Origin of the sequence: Kitasatospora sp. NPDC094015, from assembly GCF_040304075.1 — a bacterium.
GTDB lineage: Bacteria > Actinomycetota > Actinomycetes > Streptomycetales > Streptomycetaceae > Kitasatospora.
The window spans coordinates 1-19,190 of the sequence record NZ_JBEOUL010000008.1 but is presented as its reverse complement, the minus strand read 5'-3'; the positions used below and the strand labels follow the sequence as shown (position 1 = coordinate 19,190).

Sequence of the window (19,190 nt, the reverse complement as noted above, 5' to 3'; positions counted from 1 at the left end):
GGCGTTCCGCCGGCACGCCCAGCCGGGCCCCCAACGCCGCGCGCCGATCCGACAAGACCCGAAGGAGAAGGCCTAGGCTCGGCCCCGTGCAGCGATCCGAGGAGCGTGCGGAAGGCGCCGGGCCGTTCGTCACCAGGGTCACCTGGCGGCTCGCCGAGGGCGGCGCGGCGGTCTGGGAGTCCCGGCTCGCCCGCAAGCGCGGGGCGCTGCGGGTGCGGGCCGAGGGCGGCGCGGAGCAGGCGCCGCGCAGCGCCGATCGGACGGTGCTGCGCCGGCTGGCCCGGCTGAACGCGGTGGCGGCGGTGGCGTTCGTGCTCGGCGGTGCGTTGTTCGCGCTCGGCGCCGGGCTCGCCCAGTTCGGTTCGGCCGGGCCGACCACGATCGCCTCGGTCTACTTCGCCGGTGGCCTGTGCTTCAACACCGGCGGCTACGTCTCGCTGCTCCAGGCGATCAACGCGCCCCGACGCTCGGCCGGCTCCGGCGATCTGGCGCCTCCCCGGTGGCGGTGGTGGAGCTACGAGCCGGTGCGGATCGACTGGTTGAGCACCTTCGTGCTCTTCCTCGGCACCCTGGTGTTCGGGGTCAACCTGCTGGACTCCTTCCTCCAGGGGCTCACCACCCAGCAGGTCAACCGGCTGATCTGGACGCCCGACCTGGTGGGCTGCCTGCTCTTCCTGATCTCCGGGCACCTCGCCGTGGTGGAGGTCTGCCACGGCCGGCCGTGCCTGCACGCGCGCAGCCTCGGCTGGTGGATCGTCGCGGTCAACCAGCTCGGGTCGGTGCTCTTCCTCGTCTCCGCGCTGGCCGCGTTCACCCGCCCGGAGACCGGCAGCCTGGTCAACGTCGACATCGCCAACTGGGGCACCCTGCTGGGCGCGCTGTGCTTCTCGATCGGCGGCGTGGTCCAGCTGTTCGAGCACCCGTAGCGGGCACCCGGCGCCACCGGGCCGCCGTGGCCACGCTGGTGACCCCGCGTCAGCGGACCGGCACCCGGCGTGCGTGACGATCGTCACGAATCACCACCGGTCACACATCGGCAACATACTGTCAGGTAACGTGCAGTTGTGACCAGATGACCGGCCGTAGGGTCCCGTTCGCCGACGGCTCCAGTGATGGAGCCGGAGCAGGCGTCGTGGGGGCCCCGGCGCGAGTCCGTCCACCGGTCCGGCGCGAGCGGGCAGCCCGCCGACCGACGAACACCTGAAAGAGGAACAATGACCTCCGACGCACGGGGCAGTCGCTTCGAGGCCCTTGGCGCGTACCTGCCACCCACCGTCCTCAGCACGCCCGCCCTGGTCGCCTCCGTCACGGGGGCACCGGACGTGGACCTGGCCCGGATCACCGGCGTCACCGAGCGCCGGGTCTACGACCGGCGGCCCGAGGCCGGCGAGGACTCCTACGGGCTGGCGCTCAAGGCCGCCCGGGACGCGCTCGACCACTCCCGCTACCGCGCGGGCGACCTGGACCTGGTGGTCTCGGCCTCGATCACCCGGTTCCGGGACGGCGACGACTTCGCCTTCGAACCCTCCTTCGCGGGCCGGCTGGCCCGGGAGCTCGGCGCGCACCGGGCGATCCACTTCGACGTCTCCAACGCCTGCGCCGGCATGATGACCGGCGTCCAGCTGCTGGACCGCATGATCCGCGCCGGCACCGTCCGCAACGGCCTGGTGGTCAGCGGCGAGCAGGCGACCCGGGTCGCCGAGACCGCCGCCCGCGAGATCTCCGACTCCTACGACCCGCAGTTCGCCTCGCTCTCGGTCGGCGACTCCGCGGCCGCCGTGATCATGGACCGCGCGGTCGACGAGGCCGACCGGATCCACTACGTGGACCTGATGACCTGCGCCGAGTACGCCCACCTGTGCCTCGGCATGCCCAGCGACCGCACCGAGGGCATCGCGCTCTACACCGACAACAAGCAGATGCACAAGGAGGACCGGCTACGGCTGTGGCCGGCCTTCCACGGCGACCAACTCGCCAAACTGGGGCGCGGCTTCGCCGACGAGGGCTTCGACTACGTGGTCCAGCACCAGGTCGGCACCCGGTTCGTCGACTACGTGAACCGCACCGGCGAGCGCGAGTTCGGCACCCCGATGCCCGAATCGCTCTCGGTGGTCGAGGAGTTCGGCAACACCGCGTCCACCTCGCACTTCCTGGTGCTGCACCGCCACCTCAAGGCCGGTACGGCCCGGCGCGGCGCCCGGTACCTGCTGGTGCCGGCCGCCTCCGGGGTCGTCACCGGCGCACTCTCCGCCACCATCACCCACCTGGGGGTCTGACCGATGACCACCGTCATCACGGCCGCCGCCACCGCCACCGCACCCGCGGACGGCCCGGCCACCGCCGTCCGGCTGGCCGGCCGCGCCTCCCTGGAGTGCCTGGCCGAGGCCCGGCTGTCGCCCGACACCGTCGGCCTGCTGATCAACGTCGGCGTGTACCGCGAGCACAACACCTTCGAACCCGCCGTCGGCGCGCTGGTGCAGAAGGAGGTCGGCATCAACCTCGACTACCTGGCCGACCCGGTGCCCGGGGCCGCGTTCTCCTTCGACCTGATGAACGGGGCCTGCGGCGTGCTGAACGCCGTCCAGGTCGCCCAGGCGATGCTGGCCACCGGCTCCACCGAGCGGGTCCTGATCACCGCCGCCGACGTCCACCCCGGCGGCCGGGCCGCGCTCGACCCGGACTACCCGTACGCCGACCTCGGCGCCGCCCTGCTGCTGGAGCGCTCGGCCGGGGACGAGGGCGGGTTCGGCCCGGTCCGCACCGCGGGCTCGGACCAGGACTCGGCCGTCGCCGGCTACCTGCCGACGGCCGGGATGGGCGCCCGCGGCCGCGGCCGGATCACCGTCCGGCGCGACACCGGCTTCGCCGACCAGCTGCTCGACCTCGCGGCGGCCACCGCCGCCGAGTACGCGCACGCCGAAGGCCTCGACCTGGACCGCACCCTGCTGGTCACCTCCCGGCCCACCGCCGACTTCGCCCAGCGCCTGGCCGCCCGGCTCGGCCTGCCCGCGAGCGCCGCGGCGGCCGCCGAGGCCCCCGGCCCCGACGGGCGCCTGCCGCACACCGCCGCCCCGATCCTGGGCTACCTCCAGGCGATGGGCGAGGGCCTGCCCGCCGAGGTGGACCAGCTGCTGTTCGTGGCGGCCGGTGCCGGGCCGAGCGCGGCCTGCGTCTCCTACCGTCCGCCGGCGCGGTGACCGCGTGACCACCACCACCGACCTGCTCACCGGGGAGCTCGGCCTCGCCGCCCGGCTCGAACGCAACGCGCTGGCCTTCCCCGACAAGACCGCCCTGATCCACCCCGACGGCGAGCGGACCACCGAGCTCAGCTACGGCCGGCTCCAGCAGGAGGTCGTGCGGCTGGCCGACGCGCTGGCCGGCATCGGGATCGGCCCCGGCACCCGTACGGTGCTGATGGCACCGCCCGGCCCGGACCTCTTCGTGCTGCTCTTCGCGCTGTTGCGGGCCGGCGCCGTGCCGGTGGTGGTCGACCCCGGCATGGGCGTGCGGCGGATGCTGCACTGCTACCGCGCGGTGGGCGCCGAGGCCTTCATCGGCCCGCCGGTCGCGCACGCCGTCCGGGTGCTCGGCCGGCGCGCCTTCGCCACCGTCCGGGTGCCGGTCACGCTCGGCCGGCGGTACGCCTGGGGCGGCCACACCCTCACCGCGCTGCGCACCCGGCAACCGGCCGGGCAGGCTCCGCCCGCCGTCCGTGGCGGGGACCTGATGATGATCGGCTTCACCACCGGCTCCACCGGCCCCGCCAAGGGCGTCGAGTACACCCACCGCTCCGCCGCCGCGATGGCCCGGGCGGTCCGGGCCGCCCACGACCGCGACCGCGACGAGGTCTCGCTGGTCACCCTGCCGCTGTATGGGATGCTCGACCTGCTCTACGGCTCCACCCTGGTCCTGGCGCCGGTCGACCCCACCGAGGTCGGCGCGGCCGACCCGGCCCGGCTGGTGGCCGTCGCCCGCGAGCACCGCACCTCCACCATGTTCGCCTCGCCCGCCCTGCTGCGGCGCCTGGGCGCGTACCTGAGCGAGCATCCGACCGACCTGCCCGACCTGCGCTGCGTGGTGTCCGGCGGCGCACCCGTACCGCCCGAGGTGGTCGCCACGCTGCGCCGGGTGCTGGACCGGGGCACGGCGATCCACGTCACGTACGGCGCCACCGAGGCGCTGCCGATCACCTCGATCGAGTCCGCCGAGATCCTGACGCAGACCGCCGCCCTCGCCCCGCTCGGCGCCGGGACCTGCGTCGGGCGCCCGGTGCCCGGGGTCGAGGTCCGGATCGTCCGGGTCAGCGACGGGCCGCTGCCCGCCTGGCACGAGGGCCTGGCGGCGGCGCCCGGCGAGATCGGCGAGATCGTGGTCCGCGGTGAGTCCGTCAGCCCGCGCTACCACGCCTCGCCCGAGGCGGACGCCGCGCACCGGATCGCCGACGTCGGGGGCTCCTGGCACCGCACCGGCGACCTCGGACGGCTGGACGAGCGCGGCCGGCTGTGGTTCTGCGGCCGGCGCAGCCAGCGGGTCCGCACCGACGGCGGCGATCTGCACACCGTCCGCTGCGAGGGCGTGTTCAACGCGCACCCGCTGGTGCGCCGCACCGCCCTGGTCGGCGTCGGGGTGCCGGGGGCGCAGCGTCCGGTGGTGTGCGTGGAGACCGAACCGGGCGTCACCGACGCGCAGTGGGCCGAGCTGCAGCCCGAGTTGCGCGCGCTCGGCGCGGCGCAGCCGCCGACCGCGGGCCTGGAGGAGTTCCTGCGGCACCCGGCGTTCCCGGTGGACGTCCGGCACAACGCCAAGATCGGCCGTGAGCGGCTGGCCCGCTGGGCCGCCGGACGGCTGGCCGGGCCGCGCCCGGTGCGGGCCTGGGCGCTGCGCGCCGTCCCGCTGGCCGGCTGGGCCTACCTGGTGGCCGGCCTGGTGCTGGGGCTCGACCGGCCGGCGCTGGTGGCGCTGTGGTGGGTGGACGCCTTCCTGAGCGTGGTCGTGCACGCCGCCCAGATCCCGGCGGCGCTGCCCCGGGGCCGGGCCGCGGGGCGGGGCCCGGCGGCCACGGCGGCGCTCACCCTGCTGTACGGCGCGACCTGGTGGCGGCTGCTGCCGGCCGCGGACGGGACGGAGGCGGGCCGGTGAGGATCCTGGTCACCGGCGCGTCCGGGTTCCTCGGCGGCCATCTGGTGGACGGTGCGCTGCGCGCCGGGCACCAGGTCCGCGCCCTGGTCCGGCCGACCTCCGAGCTCGGCCGGCTGGCGGCACTGCCCGGACTGGAGCTCGCCTTCGGCGACCTCGGTGACGCCGCCTCGCTGCGGCGCGCCGTCGACGGGGTCGACGTGGTGCAGCACAGCGCCGCCCGGGTGGTCGACTTCGGCGGCCGGGCCAGGTTCACCGCCGACAACGTGGACGGCACCCTACGGCTGCTGGAGGCGGCGCGGGCCGCCGGGAGCAGCCGGTTCGTCTTCATCAGCAGTCCCAGCGCGCTGATGGGACCGGACGACGGCGACCGGCTCGGGATCGACGAGCGGGCGCCGTACCCGGAGCGCTGGCTGAACCTCTACTCCGAGACCAAGGCCGCGGCCGAGCGGCTGGTGCTGGCCGCGAACGCGCCCGGGTTCAGCACCGTGGCGCTGCGCCCGCGCGGCATCTGGGGGCCGCGCGACCACGCGGGCTTCCTGCCCCGCCTGGTCGCCCGGATGATGGCGGGCCGGCTGCCCGACCTGTCCGGCGGGCGGCCGGTGCTGGTCTCGCTCTGCCACTGCGACAACGCGGTCGAGGCCGCCCTGCTGGCCTCGGTGGCGCCGGCCGAACGGGTCGGCGGCCGGCCGTACTTCGTGGTCGACCGGGAGGAGACCGACCTGTGGGCCTTCCTGCGCCGGCTGGCCGGCCTGTTCGGCGGCACCCCGCCGACCCGGCGGGTGCCGGCACCGCTGCGCACCGCCCTGGTGGAGGCGGTGGAACTGCTGTGGCGGGTACCGGCGTTGGCGGCCCGCCACGAGCCGCCGCTCAGCCGGTACGCGGTGGCGCTGCTCACCCGCTCCGCAACCTACCGCAGCGCGGCCGCCGAGCGGGACCTCGGCTACCGGCCGGTGACGGACCAGGAGGCCGGCCTGCGCGGCCTGCTCGACTGGGCCCGGCCGGCCGGCGGCGACGGCCCGGCGTTCGCCCGGCCCCCGACGCGGCGGCGCACGACCGCACCGACGCTCTGACGCTGCAGCGCTGTGACGCTCCGACGCATCCGACCCTGGAAGACTGTGATGACACCGCACCACCGCACCGCCGCCGACCCGGCGGCCGGGCCCGCGTTCCGGCGCCCGGTCTCGGCCACCGAGTGGCTCTACCTCGCCGCGCACCGGCTCGGCCGCGCCATGGTGCTCCAGCTGGTGGTGGAGGGTGACGGCGCCCTCGATCCGGCCGAGCTGCGGGCGGCGCTGGCCACCGCCGCCCGGGCCTGCCCCGGCTCGCGGCTGGTCCGCCGGGGCCGCAGCTGGATCGACCCGGGGCGGCCGCCCCGGTTGCGGGTGGCCCCGCCCGGCAGCGGGCCGGACGCCGAACTCCGGTTCGGCACGGCCTTGTTGGAGACCCCGATCGATCTCGACGGAGAGCCGGCCTGCGAGCTGTTGCTGCTGACCTGCCGCACCGGCGGGCGCACCGCGCTGGTCTTCCGCGCCTTCCACGGAGCGATGGACGGGCACGGCGCGCTGCTCTGGATGGGCGAGGTGTTCCGCGCGTTGCGCGGTGCGGCGCCGCGGCCGGCCCGCTCCCCGGTGACCGACGGCGAGCTGCTCGCCGGGCTCGGGGCCACCGCTCGCCGGCCCGCGCTGCTGCTCGACCAGCCGTCCCCGCTGGCGGGCGCCGGCGCGCTCGTCCCGCCGTCCGCCGGGACGGCCGTCGCAGGCGGTCCGGCCGCGCTGTGGCGGCGCCGTACGCTGCCGGGCCGGCACCGCGCGCTGACCGCGCGCCTCGCCCGCGCCCTGGCCGACGCCACCGGGGCGCCCCGGGCCCGGGTGATGGTGCCGGTGGACCTGCGGCGCCACCGGGGAGGTTCCTCCAACACCGGCAACCTGACCCTGCCGGTCTTCCTCGACCTGGCGGCGGGCGACGGCTGGCAGGGCGCGCAGGCGCAGCTGCTCGGCGCGCTGGCGGAGCGCCGGGAGCTGGCCGGCGGTTTCGAGTCGGCGCTGGCCCGGCTGCCGCTGCCGGCCGCCGCCGCGCTGCTGCGGGCCGGCGGGGCGCTGGCGCACCGACGGGACCTGCACCTGGCCTCGGCGGTCGTCTCCCACCTGGGCCGGATCGACCCGGCGGACTGCTCGGCCGGCGCCTTCACCGCCCGCTCGCTGTACGCGCTGCCGGTGCACGCGCCGCTGGTGCCGGTGTCCTGCGTGGCGGTCGAGCTCCCGGGGCACACCGAGCTGACGGTGGGCTTCCAGGGCGGCCCGGGGCTGGCCGATCGGGCGGAGGAGCTGATGGACCATCTGGCGGCGGCCGTGACCGGGCACGGCCCTGCGCCGCGCTCCGCCGACGGGTGCGCACGGGTCGGGGCGGAGCCCGCGACCGTGGTGGGGGTGCTGCGGCAGCGGGCCGCCGCCACCCCCGAGGCGGTCGCGCTCGACGGGCCGGCCGGCCCGGTCGGGTACGCCGAGCTGGACCGCCGCTCGGACGCGGTGGCGGCGGAGCTGGTCCGGCGCGGGGTGGGGGCCGAGCAGGTGGTCGGGCTGCTGGTGGAGCGGAGCCCGGCCGGGGTGGCGGGCCTGTGGGGGGTGCTCAAGGCGGGCGCCGCGTACCTGCCGCTGGATCCGCAGCTGCCGGACGCCCGGATCGCCGAGGTGCTGCGCGAGTCCGGCGCCGTCGCCTGCGTCACCGAGCGGGATGCGCTGGCCCGGGCGGCGGGCCTGTCCCCCGGGCCGGCGCTGGCCGTCGAGGACCTCCCCGCGGCCCCGGCGGACGCCGCGCCGCTGCCCGAGCCGGCGCCCGGCCAGTTGGCCTACGTCATCTACACCTCCGGCTCGACCGGGCGGCCCAAGGGCGTGCAGGTCGAGCACCGGGCCCTGCTCGCGTTCGCGCGCTGGGCGGCCGAGCTCTGCCGGGTGGACGGCCGGACCAGGTTCGCCTTCCTGGCCTCGTTCGGCTTTGACATCTCCTGCTTCCCGCTGTTCGTTCCCGCGCTGCGCGGCGGCGCCACCGTGCTGGTGCCGGGCCGCCCGACCCGGCCGGCGCTGCGCGAGCTGCTGGAGCGCCACGGGGCGGACACCCTCGCCGTGACCCCCACCCACCTGCAGCTGGCCGAGGTGTACGACCTGGACCTCTCGGGGGTGCGCACGCTGCTGGTCGGCGGGGAGCAGTTCACCGGGCCGGCCGCCGGGCGGGCCTGGCGGCGACTGGGGCCGGACGCCCGGCTGATCAACGGGTACGGGCCGACCGAGGCCGCGGTCGGCTGCCTGGCGCACGTGCTGGACGGCACCGAGGCGGGGCCGGTGGTGCCGATCGGGCGGCCCGCGCCGTCCGTCCGGGTCGAGCTGGTCGACGCCCGGGGTGCGGCGATCGGGCCGGACCGGCCGGACGCGGTGGGCGAGATCCTGCTCTCCGGGGTGCAGCTGGCCCGCGGCTACCGGGGCCGCCCGGACCTGGACGCGGTGGCGTTCCCGGTCGGCGCGGACGGCATCCGCCGCTACCGGACCGGCGATCTCGGCCGCCGGCTGCCCGGTGGCGCGATCGAGTTCGTCGGGCGGGCCGACGACCAGCTGAAGATCGCCGGGCACCGGATCGAGCCGGCCGAGGTGCGGGCCGCGCTGGAGGCCGACCCCGCCGTGCGGGCCGCCGCGGTGACCGCCCGCACCCGCCCCGGGGGTGGTGCGGCGCTGTGCGCATACGTAGTGGCCGTCGGCCCGGTCGGCGAGCCGGCCGCGTTCGGAGCGGCGCTGCGCGCCAGGCTCGCCGGGCTGCTGCCGGCGCACCTGGTGCCCGCCGTCGTGCTGCCGGTCGCCGAGTTCCCGCGGACGGTCACCGGGAAGACGGACCTCGCGGCGCTGCCGGACCCGTTCGCGGCGCCGCCGGTGCCGGTGCCGCCGCGCCGACCGGTGGACACCGGGCCGGTCGCGGACGCCGTGGAGGAGCAGGTGGCGCGGGTGTGGGCCCGCACGCTCGGGGTGGAGCGGCGGCTGATCGGGCCCGGCTCGGACTTCCAGCAGCTCGGCGGCGACTCGCTGGCCGTGCTGGAGATGCTCGCCGCGGTCGCCGAGGAGCTGCTGGAGCCGGCCGACGCCGACGGCTTCACCGCCGATCTCGCTGACGTGCTGGCCGAGTTGACGCTGGGCCGGGTGGGCGAGGCGGTCCGCCGGGCCCGCCACCGGACGGACTTCCCGGCGAGCGGCCGGACGGGGAGGTCGGCATGATCTTCGTCGGACGCGGTGCGCTGCTGCACCGGGCCGTCGGCCACGCCCTGGCCGAGGGCCACCGGGTGGACCTGGTGGTGACCGACGACCGGGCGGCGGACCCGCCGGCCGCGGTGCCGCAGCTGGTCACCGGCGACGTCAACGCGCTCGCGGCGGAGCTCACCGCCCGGTGCTCCGACGGCCTGGTCTGGTCGGTCAACAATCGGATGATCTTCCGACCGCCGCTGCTCTCGGCCGGCCTGCGGATCCTCAACCTGCACAACGGCCTGCTGCCGCAGCACCGCGGCCTGCCCTCCGCCGCGGTGGCGTACGCGCTGCTGCACGGCGACCGCGAGTACGGCGCCACGCTGCACGAGGTCGACGCCGGCGTGGACACCGGCCGGGTGCTGGCGGAGCTGCGCTTCCCGGTCGGCGCCGAGGACCGCTACCACCAGGTGCTGCTGCGCGGCGTCCGGAGCTGCCACCTGCTGTTCCAGCAGTCGGTGGGGCGGCTGGCCGCCGGACTGGAGCCCGGGCCGCCGCCCGTCCGCCCGCCGGCCCGCCCTGGCTACTACGGTCTGCGGGCGCTGCGCGAGCTGCCCTCGTACGCCGGGCACCCCGCCTTCGCGCGGGCGACCGACCTAGGGGTGGCCGCGCCGTTCGTCCCGGAGCTGGTCGAGGCGCTGCGTACGGCCCCGGCGGCCGGGCCCGCCGGGGGCGCGATCCGGACTATTGACGAAACATCTCACAAGGGAGTGACCGATGGGTAACATCGGCCCTACCCTCGTCGGTATGGACCTTGTACACGAGCGCCGCGGCGACGGGCCGCCCCTCCTGCTGCTGCACGGCATCGGGCACCGCTGGCAGGGCTGGAAGCCCGTCCTGGACCTGCTGGCCCGGGAGCGCGAGGTGATCGCGGTCGACCTGCCCGGCTTCGGCGCCTCCTCGCCGCTGCCCGCCGGCACGCCCTACACGGTCGCCACCGCCGTGACCGTGCTCGGTGACTTCCTGGCCTCGCTCGGCATCGAACGCCCGCACCTGGCGGGGAACTCGCTCGGCGGCCTGTTCGCGCTGCGCGCCGCCCAGCAGGGGCTCGGCTCCTCGGCGACCGTCCTCTCCCCGGCCGGCTTCTACCGCGGGGCGGGCTTCCGGTACGCCTCCGGGGTGCTCAACCTGCACCGGTTCGCGGCCCGGACCCCGGAGCCGGTCCGGGCCAGGCTCGCCGCGTACCCGCTGGGCCGCAAGGCGATGTTCGGCATGATCTACGGGCGCCCCGAACGGCTCGACCCGCAGGAGCTGATGCTCGACACCCGGGCCCTGCTGGAGGCCCCCGGCTTCCGGCAGACCCTGCTCGCCGGGCGCGCCGAACGGGCCCTCGGCTTCCCGACCGGCATCCCCGCCGAGGTCCCGGTGACCATCGCCTGGGGCACCCGGGACCGCCTGCTGCCCAACGTCCAGGGACGCCGGGCCCGCCAGGCGCTGCCGGGCGCCCGGTTCGTGCCGCTGGTCGACTGCGGGCACGTGCCGATGGGCGACAACCCGGCGCTGGTGGCCAAGGTCCTGCTGGACGGCAGCAGTTCGCCGCTGCTCCCCGCCACCGACCGGGGCGCGGCACACCCGTGACCCCGGCCCGGCCGGGGTCGCACCCTAGGGCGTGTTTGCAGAGTCGCGTCGGATCAGGCCGCGGCTCCCCCAGCCTCCGGCCGGGAGGTGCCCCCACTACGCGCCCGGCTGGGCGTGCGCCCGGATCGCCCTCGTACTGGGTCGTACTTGGGTGATTCGGGCGTGCGTCCAGGTGGGGGCACCTCCCGGCCGAAGGCTGGGGGCGGATGCCTGGGGGTACCTCCCGGCCGAAGGCTGGGGGAGCGTCGCGGACCCGGCGGGACTCTGCAAACACGCCCTAGACTCTCGCCCATGGAGCACACGCCGCAGGAGCGGCTCGAACGACTGGTCACCCTCGCCTCCGGCAGCTACCTGCTGGTCACCACCTTCCGGAAGGACGGCACCGCGGTGCCCACCCCGGTCTGGGTGGTGCGCGACGGCGAGGCGCTCGGCATCTGGACCGTCACCGACTCCTGGAAGGTCCGGCGGATCCGCAACCGCGCCGACGTGCTGGTCGGCCCCTGCGACGTGCGCGGCCGGCCGACCGGCGAGCAGGTGCCGGGGACGGCGGAGATCTGCCCGCCCGAGCGGACGGCCGCCTACCGCACCCTGCTGCGCCAGAAGTACGGCCTGGTCGGCGTGGTGACGCTGCTGGGCAGCCGGCTGCGGCGCGGCGAGCGCGGCACCACCGGGATCCGGATCACCCTGACCGACTGACGCCCCGGCTCGGGGCGGACCTGACGCACCTGGCCCCGGCCACCGCTGCTGCGGCGGCCGGGGCCAGGTGCGGTTCTGCGGGTCGACGACCCGCTCACCGGTCTCAGGCGAGGGTCGCGAGGGCCTCGTTGAGGGTCTTCGACGGACGCATCACCGCGGCCGCCTTGGCGACCACCGGCTGGTAGTAGCCACCGATGTCGACCGGCGAGCCCTGGACCGCGATCAGCTCGTCGACGATCGTCTGCTCGTGCTCGGCCAGCGACTTGGCCAGGCCCGCGAACGCCTCGGCCAGCTCGGCGTCGGCGGTCTGCTGCGCCAGCTCCTGGGCCCAGTACAGGGCCAGGAAGAAGTGGCTGCCGCGGTTGTCGATCCCGCCCAGGCGGCGGCTCGGCGACTTGTCGCGGTCCAGGAAGGTGCCGGTCGCCCGGTCCAGGGTGTCGGCGAGGACCTGGGCCCGCGCGTTGCCCGTGCTCTGCGCCAGGTGCTCGAAGCTGGCCGCCAGCGCGAAGAACTCGCCCAGGCTGTCCCAGCGCAGGTAGTTCTCCTTGACCAGCTGCTGCACGTGCTTGGGCGCGGAGCCGCCGGCGCCGGTCTCGAACAGGCCGCCGCCGTTGATCAGCGGGACCACCGAGAGCATCTTGGCGCTGGTGCCCAGCTCCAGGATCGGGAACAGGTCGGTCAGGTAGTCGCGCAGCACGTTGCCGGTGACCGAGATGGTGTCCTCGCCGCGGCGGATGCGCTCCAGCGAGAACGCCGTCGCCTCCTGCGGCGACATGATCTCGATCTGCAGGCCCTCGGTGTCGTGCTCCGGCAGGTACGCCTTCACCTTGGCGATCAGGTTGGCATCGTGCGCGCGGCCCTCGTCCAGCCAGAACACCGCCGGGCTGCCGGTGGCGCGGGCGCGGTTGACGGCGAGCTTGACCCAGTCCCGGATCGGCACGTCCTTGGTCTGGCACATGCGGAAGATGTCGCCGGTGCCGACCGGCTGCTCCAGCACCACGTCGCCGTTGCCGTCGACGACCCGCACGGTGCCCTCGGCGGGGATCTCGAAGGTCTTGTCGTGGCTGCCGTACTCCTCGGCCGCCTGCGCCATCAGGCCGACGTTGGGCACCGAGCCCATGGTCGCCGGGTCGAAGGCGCCGTGGGCGCGGCAGTCGTCGATGACGACCTGGTACACGCCCGCGTAGCTGCTGTCCGGGATGACCGCCAAGGTGTCGGCCTCGTTGCCGTCCGGGCCCCACATGTGGCCGGAGGTGCGGATCATGGCCGGCATCGAGGCGTCGACGATGACGTCGCTCGGCACGTGCAGGTTGGTGATGCCGCGGTCGGAGTCGACCATGGCCAGGGCCGGGCCCTCGGCGAGCTCGGCGTCGAAGGAGGCCTTGATCGCGGCGCCCTCGGGCAGCGCGTCCAGACCGTGCAGGACGGCGCCCAGGCCGTTGTTCGGGTTCAGACCCGCGGCGGCCAGCACCTCGCCGTACGCGGCGAAGGTCTTCGGGAAGAAGGCGCGCACCACGTGGCCGAAGATGATCGGGTCGGAGACCTTCATCATGGTGGCCTTGAGGTGCACCGAGAACAGCACGTCCTCGGCCTTGGCCCGGGCGACCTGGGCGGCGAAGAACTCGCGCAGCGCGGCGACCCGCATCACGGAGGCGTCCACGACCTCGCCGGCCAGCACCGGGACGGACTCGCGCAGCACGGTGGTGGTGCCGTCGGCGCCGACCAGCTCGATCTTCAGCGCGCCGGCCTCGGTGATGACCGCGGACCGCTCGGTGGAGCGGAAGTCGTCGGCGCCCATGTGCGCGACGTTGGTCTTCGAGTCGGCGGTCCACGCGCCCATGCGGTGCGGGTGCGCCTTGGCGTAGTTCTTCACCGACAGCGGCGCGCGCCGGTCGGAGTTGCCCTCGCGCAGGACCGGGTTGACGGCGCTGCCCTTGACCTTGTCGTAGCGCGCGCGCACGTCGCGGTCCTCGTCGGTCCGCGGGTCGTCCGGGTAGTCCGGAAGGGCGTAGCCCTGCTGCTGCAGCTCCGCGATCGCGGCCTTGAGCTGCGGGATCGAGGCCGAGATGTTCGGCAGCTTGATGATGTTGGCGCCCGGCGTCTTGGCCAGCTCACCGAGCTCGGCGAGGGCGTCGGCGATCCGCTGCCCCTCCTCCAGACGCTCCGGGAAGCTGGCGATGATGCGCCCGGCCAGCGAGATGTCACGGGTCTCCACCGTGACGCCGGCCGAGGCGGCGTACGCCTGGACCACGGGCAGGAACGAATACGTTGCCAGGGCCGGGGCCTCGTCAGTATGCGTATAGATGATGGTCGAGTCAGTCACCGGTACTCCGCTCCACGTCGACAACGTCTCGACATCAAGATATCTCGGGATCGCCCCTCCCCTCCACCGACCCCCGGGTCGAACCGCCGGGCCGGCCGGCCCGGCCCGTGGCCCGCGGTTAACCGCTCGCCGCCCGGCGCGCCGCGCTGGCATGCTGACCGGGTGGACCGACCGGAGATCAGCCTCGACCTCGCCCCTGAGCTGCACGTCTTCGTGCCGACCGCACGGCGGGCGGGGCCCACGGCGCTGCGCACCGACGGCGTCTCCACGCTCGGGCACGTGGTGGAGTCCCTCGGGGTGCCGCTCACCGAGGTCGGCGAGCTGCTGGTGGACGGCGTGCCGGTGCGCACCGCCCACCTCCCGCGGGCCGGCGAGCGGGTGAGCGTCCGGCCCGTCGCCCGCCCGCAGCCGCTGCCCGGCCCGGCCCGGTTCCTGCTCGACGTCCACCTCGGCACCCTCGCCCGGCGGCTGCGGCTGCTCGGCGTGGACACCGCGTACGAGAGCGTGGACATCGGGGACCCGGCGCTGGCCGCCCGGTCCGCCGCCGAGCAGCGGGTGATGCTCTCCCGCGACCGGGGGCTGCTGCGCCGCCGCGAGCTCTGGGCGGGCGGCTACGTGTACAGCCACCAGCCGGCCGAGCAGCTCCGCGAGGTGCTCGGCCGGTTCGCGCCGCCGCTGCGGCCGTGGACCAGGTGCACGGCCTGCAACGGGGAGCTGCGCGCCGCCCCCAAGGAGGAGGTGCACGACCGCCTCGAAGGCGGCACCGAGCGGGCGTACGACACCTTCGCCCAGTGCGCGGCGTGCGGGCAGGTCTACTGGCGCGGCGCGCACCACGCCAGCCTGGAGGCGATCGTGACCGCGGCGGTGCGCGAGTTCGGCGGTGCCGCAGCCGTCGACGGCGACGACAGCGGCAGCGACGACGGGGTCAGCGGCCCACCCGCCAGGTCAGCGAGTCGGTGAGGGAGTCCTTCAGTGCCGGGTCGATCACCGCGGGGGTGGGGTCGGTGGCCACCGCCGTGAGCCGGTGCTGCGGGCCCCACGGAGGCAGCAGCCCGAGCCAGCCGAGCGGCACGGTGGTGCGATCCCGCAGCGCCCACAGCTCGATGCCGTCCAGGTACCAGCGCAGGCGGGTGCCGGGGACGGGCAGCGCCACGGTGAGCCGGTCGGTCGGGGTCAGCGGCCGGTCGGTCGGCGTGGCGCTGGAGAGCGTGGAGGCGTAGCGGTAGAAGCCCCCGATCATCGCCTCCCGGCCGGGCAGGTTGAACTCCCGCCCGAGCGACCGCATCATCGAGTTGTCGGTCGGCCGGTAGAGGCCCTGCGGGTAGTAGCCGGCCCCTTCGTAGGCGCCCACGGTGCCGCCGTCCGGCGACTGCTTGCCCAGCCAGCGGTACCACTTGGTGCGGCTGCGGCGCAGCTGGTCGGCGGTGAGCTTGGTGGTGTTGGCCTCCGCCGGTTCGTCGCCCTGGTAGGTGCCCTGGCCGTCGTAGGCGTACTCGTCGGCGAGGTGGCCCAGCGAGTGGCCGGTCTCGTGCAAGGCGATCTGGCCGGAGCGGTCGTTGCCGCCGGCCACCGTGGCTATCCCGGAGTAGCCGAGCGGGGAGACCACGTCGTTGTAGCCGGCGCCGCCGTACTTGGCGCTGTTGGCGACCACCACGACCAGGTCGGCCTGCGGGGCCTTGGCCGCGTACCGGTCGACCGCGTCGGTGTCCACGCACAGCAGCCGCTCGACGTCCTCGCACCAGAAGTACGAGCCGAGCGCGGTGTCCCGGACGGTGGCCCGGTCCGGGTCGCCGGTGATCCCCGACTGGGCGGAGACCGCGGCCACGGCCCACACGTTGAACAGCCCGCGGTAGGTCCTGTACGGCTCGACCGCGGTGATCTCCTGCCACTTGGTGGCGGCGTCGGCGCGAAATTTGTCCTGTTCGGCGGCGGTGTAGCCGTCGCCGATCATCACCACGTCCAGCTCGGCCGCGGAGGTGCCGCCCCGCACGATCGGCGTGACGGTGCCGTCCTCGCCCGCGGGGGCGGCCGGGCGGGCCCGGGGGGCGAGGGCCGGGCGGGCCGGCACCTCGACCCGGCTGATGCCGCCGTCCTCGGCGAAGGCCTCGACCTGGTGGCCGGGCCGGGCGCCGGGCCCGGACGGGGCGGCCGCGGCGACGGGCCCCGCCCCGGTCGCGACGGTCGCCAGTGCGGTGGCGCCGGCCAGGGCGATGGCGGCGAGTCTTCCCTTGCCCACGATGTGGTCCTCCCGGTCGACTTAACTTGACGATTAATCAGGCTTAATCGATGAGTTAATGTAGGGCACCACCGCGTCCCCGACAATGGGTCGGTGACAACCGGGAGTTCGGGACGGAAGGGGGCGGCGATGGCCGAGGAGCAGGGCCCCGCCGAGATCGGTCGGCGGGTCCAACAGCTGCGCCACGAGCGCGGGATGACCCAGCGCACGCTGGCCGAACCCGCCTACACCGCCGCCTACGTCTCCACCGTCGAGGCCGGCCGGGTCCGGCCCTCCGAGGCGGCGCTGCGCCACCTCGCCGAGCGGCTCGGCGTCACCTACGACGAACTCGCCACCGGCCGCCCGGCCCACCTGGCGACCGAGTTGAGCTTCGCCCTGACCGAGGCCCAGAGCGCCCTGGCGGCCGGCGACACCACCACCGCGGCCACCGGCTTCGCCACCGTCCTGGAGCACGCCGAGCGGCACGGCCTGGCACCCGCCCGGGCCGCCGCCCGGCTCGGCCTCGGCGAATGCGCGCTGGAGACCGGGCGGTTGGACGAGGCCCGCGAGCAGTTCGAGACGGCCGAGCGGCTGCTCGCCGCCGAGGCCCCGCCGCGCCGCGCCGCCGCAGTCCGCGGCCGGGCCGTCGCCCACCTGCTCGCCGGTGAACTCCGGTACGCCTGCTACCTGCTGGAGACCGCGATCGACCAGCTCAACGCGGGCGGGCTGCACGACCCGGACGCGCTGCTGCTGCTCTACTCCGCCGTCATCGGCCCGTACATGGACATGGGCGCGCACGCCCGCGCCGCCCAGGCCGCCGAACTCGCGCTCGCCCTCGCGCCCGGCGCCACCGACCCGGCCCTGGTCGCCGGCCTGCACCGGAGTGTCGCCCGGACGCTGATAGCCGAGGGCCGCACGGCCGAGGCCGACGCCTCGCTGGCCAAGGCCCAGGACCTCTACCAGCGGCTACGGCTCAACTCCGACCTGGCCAAGTGCCACTGGATGCGCGGCTACGTCCACGCGCAGGCCGGCGACCTGGACCGGGCGGAGCACGAACTGCGCACCGCCCGCACCATGCTGGCCTCCCAGCGGGCCGAGCTCTTCACCCACCAGGTGGACGTCGAACTCGCCGACGTGCTGCGCCGGCGCGGGCGCGACCGGGAGGCCGACGAGCTGCTCCACCGGCTGCTGGCGGGGATCGGGCCGGAGCGCGGCGCCGTGCACGCCGCCGGAGCGCACCGCCTGCTCGGCCTGATCGCCGAGGAGCGGGAGGACCTCGAGGCCGCCGAGGAGCACTACGTCACGGCGCTCTCGCTGCTCGAACGGGCCGGCGCCGCCGGGGACCTGGCCGACCTGTGCCGGCTGCTGGGCGACCTGCTGCGCCGCACCGGCCGCACCGAACTCGCACTGGACGTCTACCGGACCGGCCTCGGCCACCGGGCCGCCCCGGGCACCACCACACTGGGCCCCGGCCCCGCCCACCCGCCGATCCCCGCCGACGGGCCGCCGACGGGCCGCGGCCGCCGCTAGGCCTTGCATCACGGTCATGCAAGGCCGGGCGGGAACGCCGAAGCCCCGCCATCGGGCCGGACCGCTGTGGGGCGGGATCCGGGTCCGGTGGCGGGGCCGCCGCGGCGGCGGGTCAGCCGCAGTGGCTCCAGGGGCTCTCGTACGCGCTCTGGTCGAAGTCGCTGAACCAGCCGCCCCACTTGACGCACTTGCCCGCGGCGTGGGCGTAGACCGGCCCGGCGTAGGACCCGTAGTAGCCGGTGTCGGTCTTCTGGGCGCCGCCCTGGACGGTGAGGTCGGCCGACATGTGCACCGGGTCGCCCCCGTTCCCACGGATGGTGACCACGCAGTTGTAGCCGTTGGAGCTGTTGTAGGTCAGGTAGACCCACACGGTGCGGTTGATGAGCTGCTCGGAGTCGACGACCTTGTAGCCGGGACCGCAGAGCTCCGTCGGCGAGGCGGTGAGAGCCGAGGCCTCGGGCACGGTCATCACGGTGGCGGCTCCGGCCATCGCGAGGGCACCGAGGACGGAGACGATCTTCTTGCGCACGGACATACCTCTCTTGCGCCGAACATCCAGCGGTTCGGCACGGTGGGAAATGCGGATCTGTCGGACTCCGGTCGGCCCGCCGGGGGCGGGCCCGCAGGAGTCCGGAACGGGACCGCGGGGGCGTTCCCGCAGCCCGTCGGGGGGCGCGAGCGCGGGGCTCAGCAGCCCCGGGTCCCGCTCGACACGGCGTACTCGTGGCCGGCCCAGTCGACGTAGCCGTAGGCGTAGACGCAGTAGTTCGCCGTGCCGGTCACGCCGACCGGTCCGGCGTTGTACGCGAACGACCCCTTGTCGATGCGCGACGAGACGTCGACGGTGCAGCCGCCGCCCGTACCGGACTTCTGGAGGCACCGGTAGATCTCGACGCTGGTCGTCGCCGCGACGCCGTAGGACGCTCCGCGGTGGTAGAAGCAGGCACTGTTGGTGCCGCCGTTGCTGCTGTTGTAGTAGATGACCAACTCACCGATGGCGCTGCCGTCGTGCGACACGGTCTGGTCGTACGTGACGGTGCCGGAGCAGGAGGTGGCGGCCTGTGCGGCGGAGGACGCGAACAGGCTGACGCCGGTGAGCAGCGCCACACTGGCGACCACGGCGAGAACTCGGTGGAGGACGTGCATACGGAACCCTGTCTGAGGTGGATCATCGATGATCGATCGAACGCCGACCATGCTGGCGCAGCCGTGTAACGCCGCCGTATCGCACGGGACCCCCCGCCACTGTCGGCCCGGGTTCCGGGGGATCGCCGCGGACGGTCCTTCCTGGCGTCGGTCAGTCCAGGACGCCCACGGCGTGGGCGATGACGAGCAGCGAGGTGATGAGCGCGGCGATACTCTCCACCGCCATCAGCGCCTTCGCGCGGGTGGAGAGCGGCATGGTGTCGGTCGGGCTGAACGCCGTGGAGTT

The 19,190-nt window shown here is 75.2% G+C and carries 15 protein-coding genes; 11 read left to right on the top strand and 4 right to left on the bottom strand.

The window, feature by feature from the left end:
• Positions 1-86: 86 nt before the first annotated feature.
• The 9 genes from ABT014_RS12560 to ABT014_RS12520 all read left to right on the top strand — a co-directional run bounded on the left by ABT014_RS12560 (position 87) and on the right by ABT014_RS12520 (position 11,690).
• On the top strand, positions 87-926 hold the full coding sequence (locus tag ABT014_RS12560) for a hypothetical protein (protein WP_350638680.1): 840 nt from the start codon (positions 87-89) through the stop codon (positions 924-926).
• Between the two features lie 288 nt (positions 927-1,214).
• Positions 1,215-2,276, top strand: coding sequence for a 3-oxoacyl-ACP synthase III family protein (locus tag ABT014_RS12555; protein WP_350638679.1), 1,062 nt, complete (start codon positions 1,215-1,217; stop codon positions 2,274-2,276).
• 3 nt (positions 2,277-2,279) lie between these two features.
• A complete protein-coding gene (locus tag ABT014_RS12550) occupies positions 2,280-3,197 on the top strand; it encodes a hypothetical protein (RefSeq protein WP_350638678.1) in 918 nt (305 codons plus the stop codon).
• A 4-nt stretch (positions 3,198-3,201) separates the two neighbouring features.
• On the top strand, positions 3,202-5,139 hold the full coding sequence (locus tag ABT014_RS12545; protein ID WP_350638677.1) for a fatty acid CoA ligase family protein: 1,938 nt from the start codon (positions 3,202-3,204) through the stop codon (positions 5,137-5,139).
• Entirely contained in the window at positions 5,136-6,209 is a 1,074-nt protein-coding gene (locus ABT014_RS12540; protein ID WP_350638676.1) for an NAD-dependent epimerase/dehydratase family protein, read from the top strand. Before ABT014_RS12545 ends, ABT014_RS12540 begins: the two co-directional genes overlap by 4 nt.
• A 48-nt stretch (positions 6,210-6,257) precedes the next feature.
• A complete protein-coding gene (locus tag ABT014_RS12535) occupies positions 6,258-9,392 on the top strand; it encodes a non-ribosomal peptide synthetase (protein ID WP_350638675.1) in 3,135 nt (1,044 codons plus the stop codon).
• On the top strand, positions 9,389-10,141 hold the full coding sequence (locus ABT014_RS12530; protein WP_350638674.1) for a formyltransferase family protein: 753 nt from the start codon (positions 9,389-9,391) through the stop codon (positions 10,139-10,141). Before ABT014_RS12535 ends, ABT014_RS12530 begins: the two co-directional genes overlap by 4 nt.
• Positions 10,142-10,163: 22 nt before the next feature.
• Positions 10,164-10,994 (top strand): alpha/beta fold hydrolase, encoded by an 831-nt coding sequence (locus tag ABT014_RS12525; protein WP_350638673.1) that lies wholly within the window; start codon positions 10,164-10,166, stop codon positions 10,992-10,994.
• A 291-nt stretch (positions 10,995-11,285) separates the two neighbouring features.
• Positions 11,286-11,690, top strand: a complete 405-nt coding sequence (locus ABT014_RS12520) for a PPOX class F420-dependent oxidoreductase (protein WP_350638672.1) — start codon at positions 11,286-11,288, stop codon at positions 11,688-11,690.
• 103 nt (positions 11,691-11,793) lie between these two features.
• Here ABT014_RS12520 and ABT014_RS12515 read toward each other — a convergent pair whose 3' ends face one another.
• A complete protein-coding gene (locus tag ABT014_RS12515; protein WP_350638671.1) occupies positions 11,794-14,013 on the bottom strand; it encodes an NADP-dependent isocitrate dehydrogenase in 2,220 nt (739 codons plus the stop codon).
• A 162-nt stretch (positions 14,014-14,175) separates the two neighbouring features.
• On the opposite strand from ABT014_RS12515, the gene ABT014_RS12510 reads away from it, so the two are divergent.
• A complete protein-coding gene (locus tag ABT014_RS12510; protein ID WP_350638670.1) occupies positions 14,176-14,973 on the top strand; it encodes a Mut7-C RNAse domain-containing protein in 798 nt (265 codons plus the stop codon).
• On the opposite strand, the gene ABT014_RS12505 is transcribed toward ABT014_RS12510, so the two are convergent.
• Positions 14,939-16,249 carry a M64 family metallopeptidase gene (locus ABT014_RS12505; RefSeq protein WP_350638669.1) on the bottom strand — a complete coding sequence of 437 codons (1,311 nt, stop codon included), beginning with the start codon at positions 16,247-16,249 and terminating at the stop codon, positions 14,939-14,941. The two genes, ABT014_RS12510 and ABT014_RS12505, sit on opposite strands and share 35 nt — an antisense overlap.
• A gap of 129 nt (positions 16,250-16,378) precedes the next feature.
• Here ABT014_RS12505 and ABT014_RS12500 point away from each other — a divergent pair, with 129 nt between their 5' ends.
• On the top strand, positions 16,379-17,758 hold the full coding sequence (locus ABT014_RS12500) for a helix-turn-helix domain-containing protein (protein ID WP_350638668.1): 1,380 nt from the start codon (positions 16,379-16,381) through the stop codon (positions 17,756-17,758).
• A gap of 112 nt (positions 17,759-17,870) precedes the next feature.
• On the opposite strand, the gene ABT014_RS12495 is transcribed toward ABT014_RS12500, so the two are convergent.
• Positions 17,871-18,293: a hypothetical protein gene (locus tag ABT014_RS12495; RefSeq protein WP_350638667.1), complete on the bottom strand. Its 423-nt coding sequence runs from the start codon at positions 18,291-18,293 to the stop codon at positions 17,871-17,873.
• Positions 18,294-18,445: 152 nt separating this feature from the next.
• Positions 18,446-18,904, bottom strand: a complete 459-nt coding sequence (locus ABT014_RS12490) for a hypothetical protein (RefSeq protein WP_350638666.1) — start codon at positions 18,902-18,904, stop codon at positions 18,446-18,448.
• Between the last annotated feature and the right edge of the window lie 286 nt (positions 18,905-19,190).

Bases quoted from the DNA above. Each gene is read 5' to 3' on its own strand.
- ABT014_RS12555 (WP_350638679.1), top strand. From the start codon at position 1,215: ATGACCTCCGACGCACGGGGCAGTCGCTTCGAGGCCCTTGGCGCGTAC.
- ABT014_RS12550 (WP_350638678.1), top strand. From the start codon at position 2,280: ATGACCACCGTCATCACGGCCGCCGCCACCGCCACCGCACCCGCGGAC.
- ABT014_RS12535 (WP_350638675.1), top strand. From the start codon at position 6,258: ATGACACCGCACCACCGCACCGCCGCCGACCCGGCGGCCGGGCCCGCG.
- ABT014_RS12530 (WP_350638674.1), top strand. From the start codon at position 9,389: ATGATCTTCGTCGGACGCGGTGCGCTGCTGCACCGGGCCGTCGGCCAC.
- ABT014_RS12525 (WP_350638673.1), top strand. From the start codon at position 10,164: ATGGACCTTGTACACGAGCGCCGCGGCGACGGGCCGCCCCTCCTGCTG.
- ABT014_RS12520 (WP_350638672.1), top strand. From the start codon at position 11,286: ATGGAGCACACGCCGCAGGAGCGGCTCGAACGACTGGTCACCCTCGCC.
- ABT014_RS12500 (WP_350638668.1), top strand. From the start codon at position 16,379: ATGGCCGAGGAGCAGGGCCCCGCCGAGATCGGTCGGCGGGTCCAACAG.
- ABT014_RS12495 (WP_350638667.1), bottom strand. From the start codon at position 18,293: ATGTCCGTGCGCAAGAAGATCGTCTCCGTCCTCGGTGCCCTCGCGATG.
- ABT014_RS12490 (WP_350638666.1), bottom strand. From the start codon at position 18,904: ATGCACGTCCTCCACCGAGTTCTCGCCGTGGTCGCCAGTGTGGCGCTG.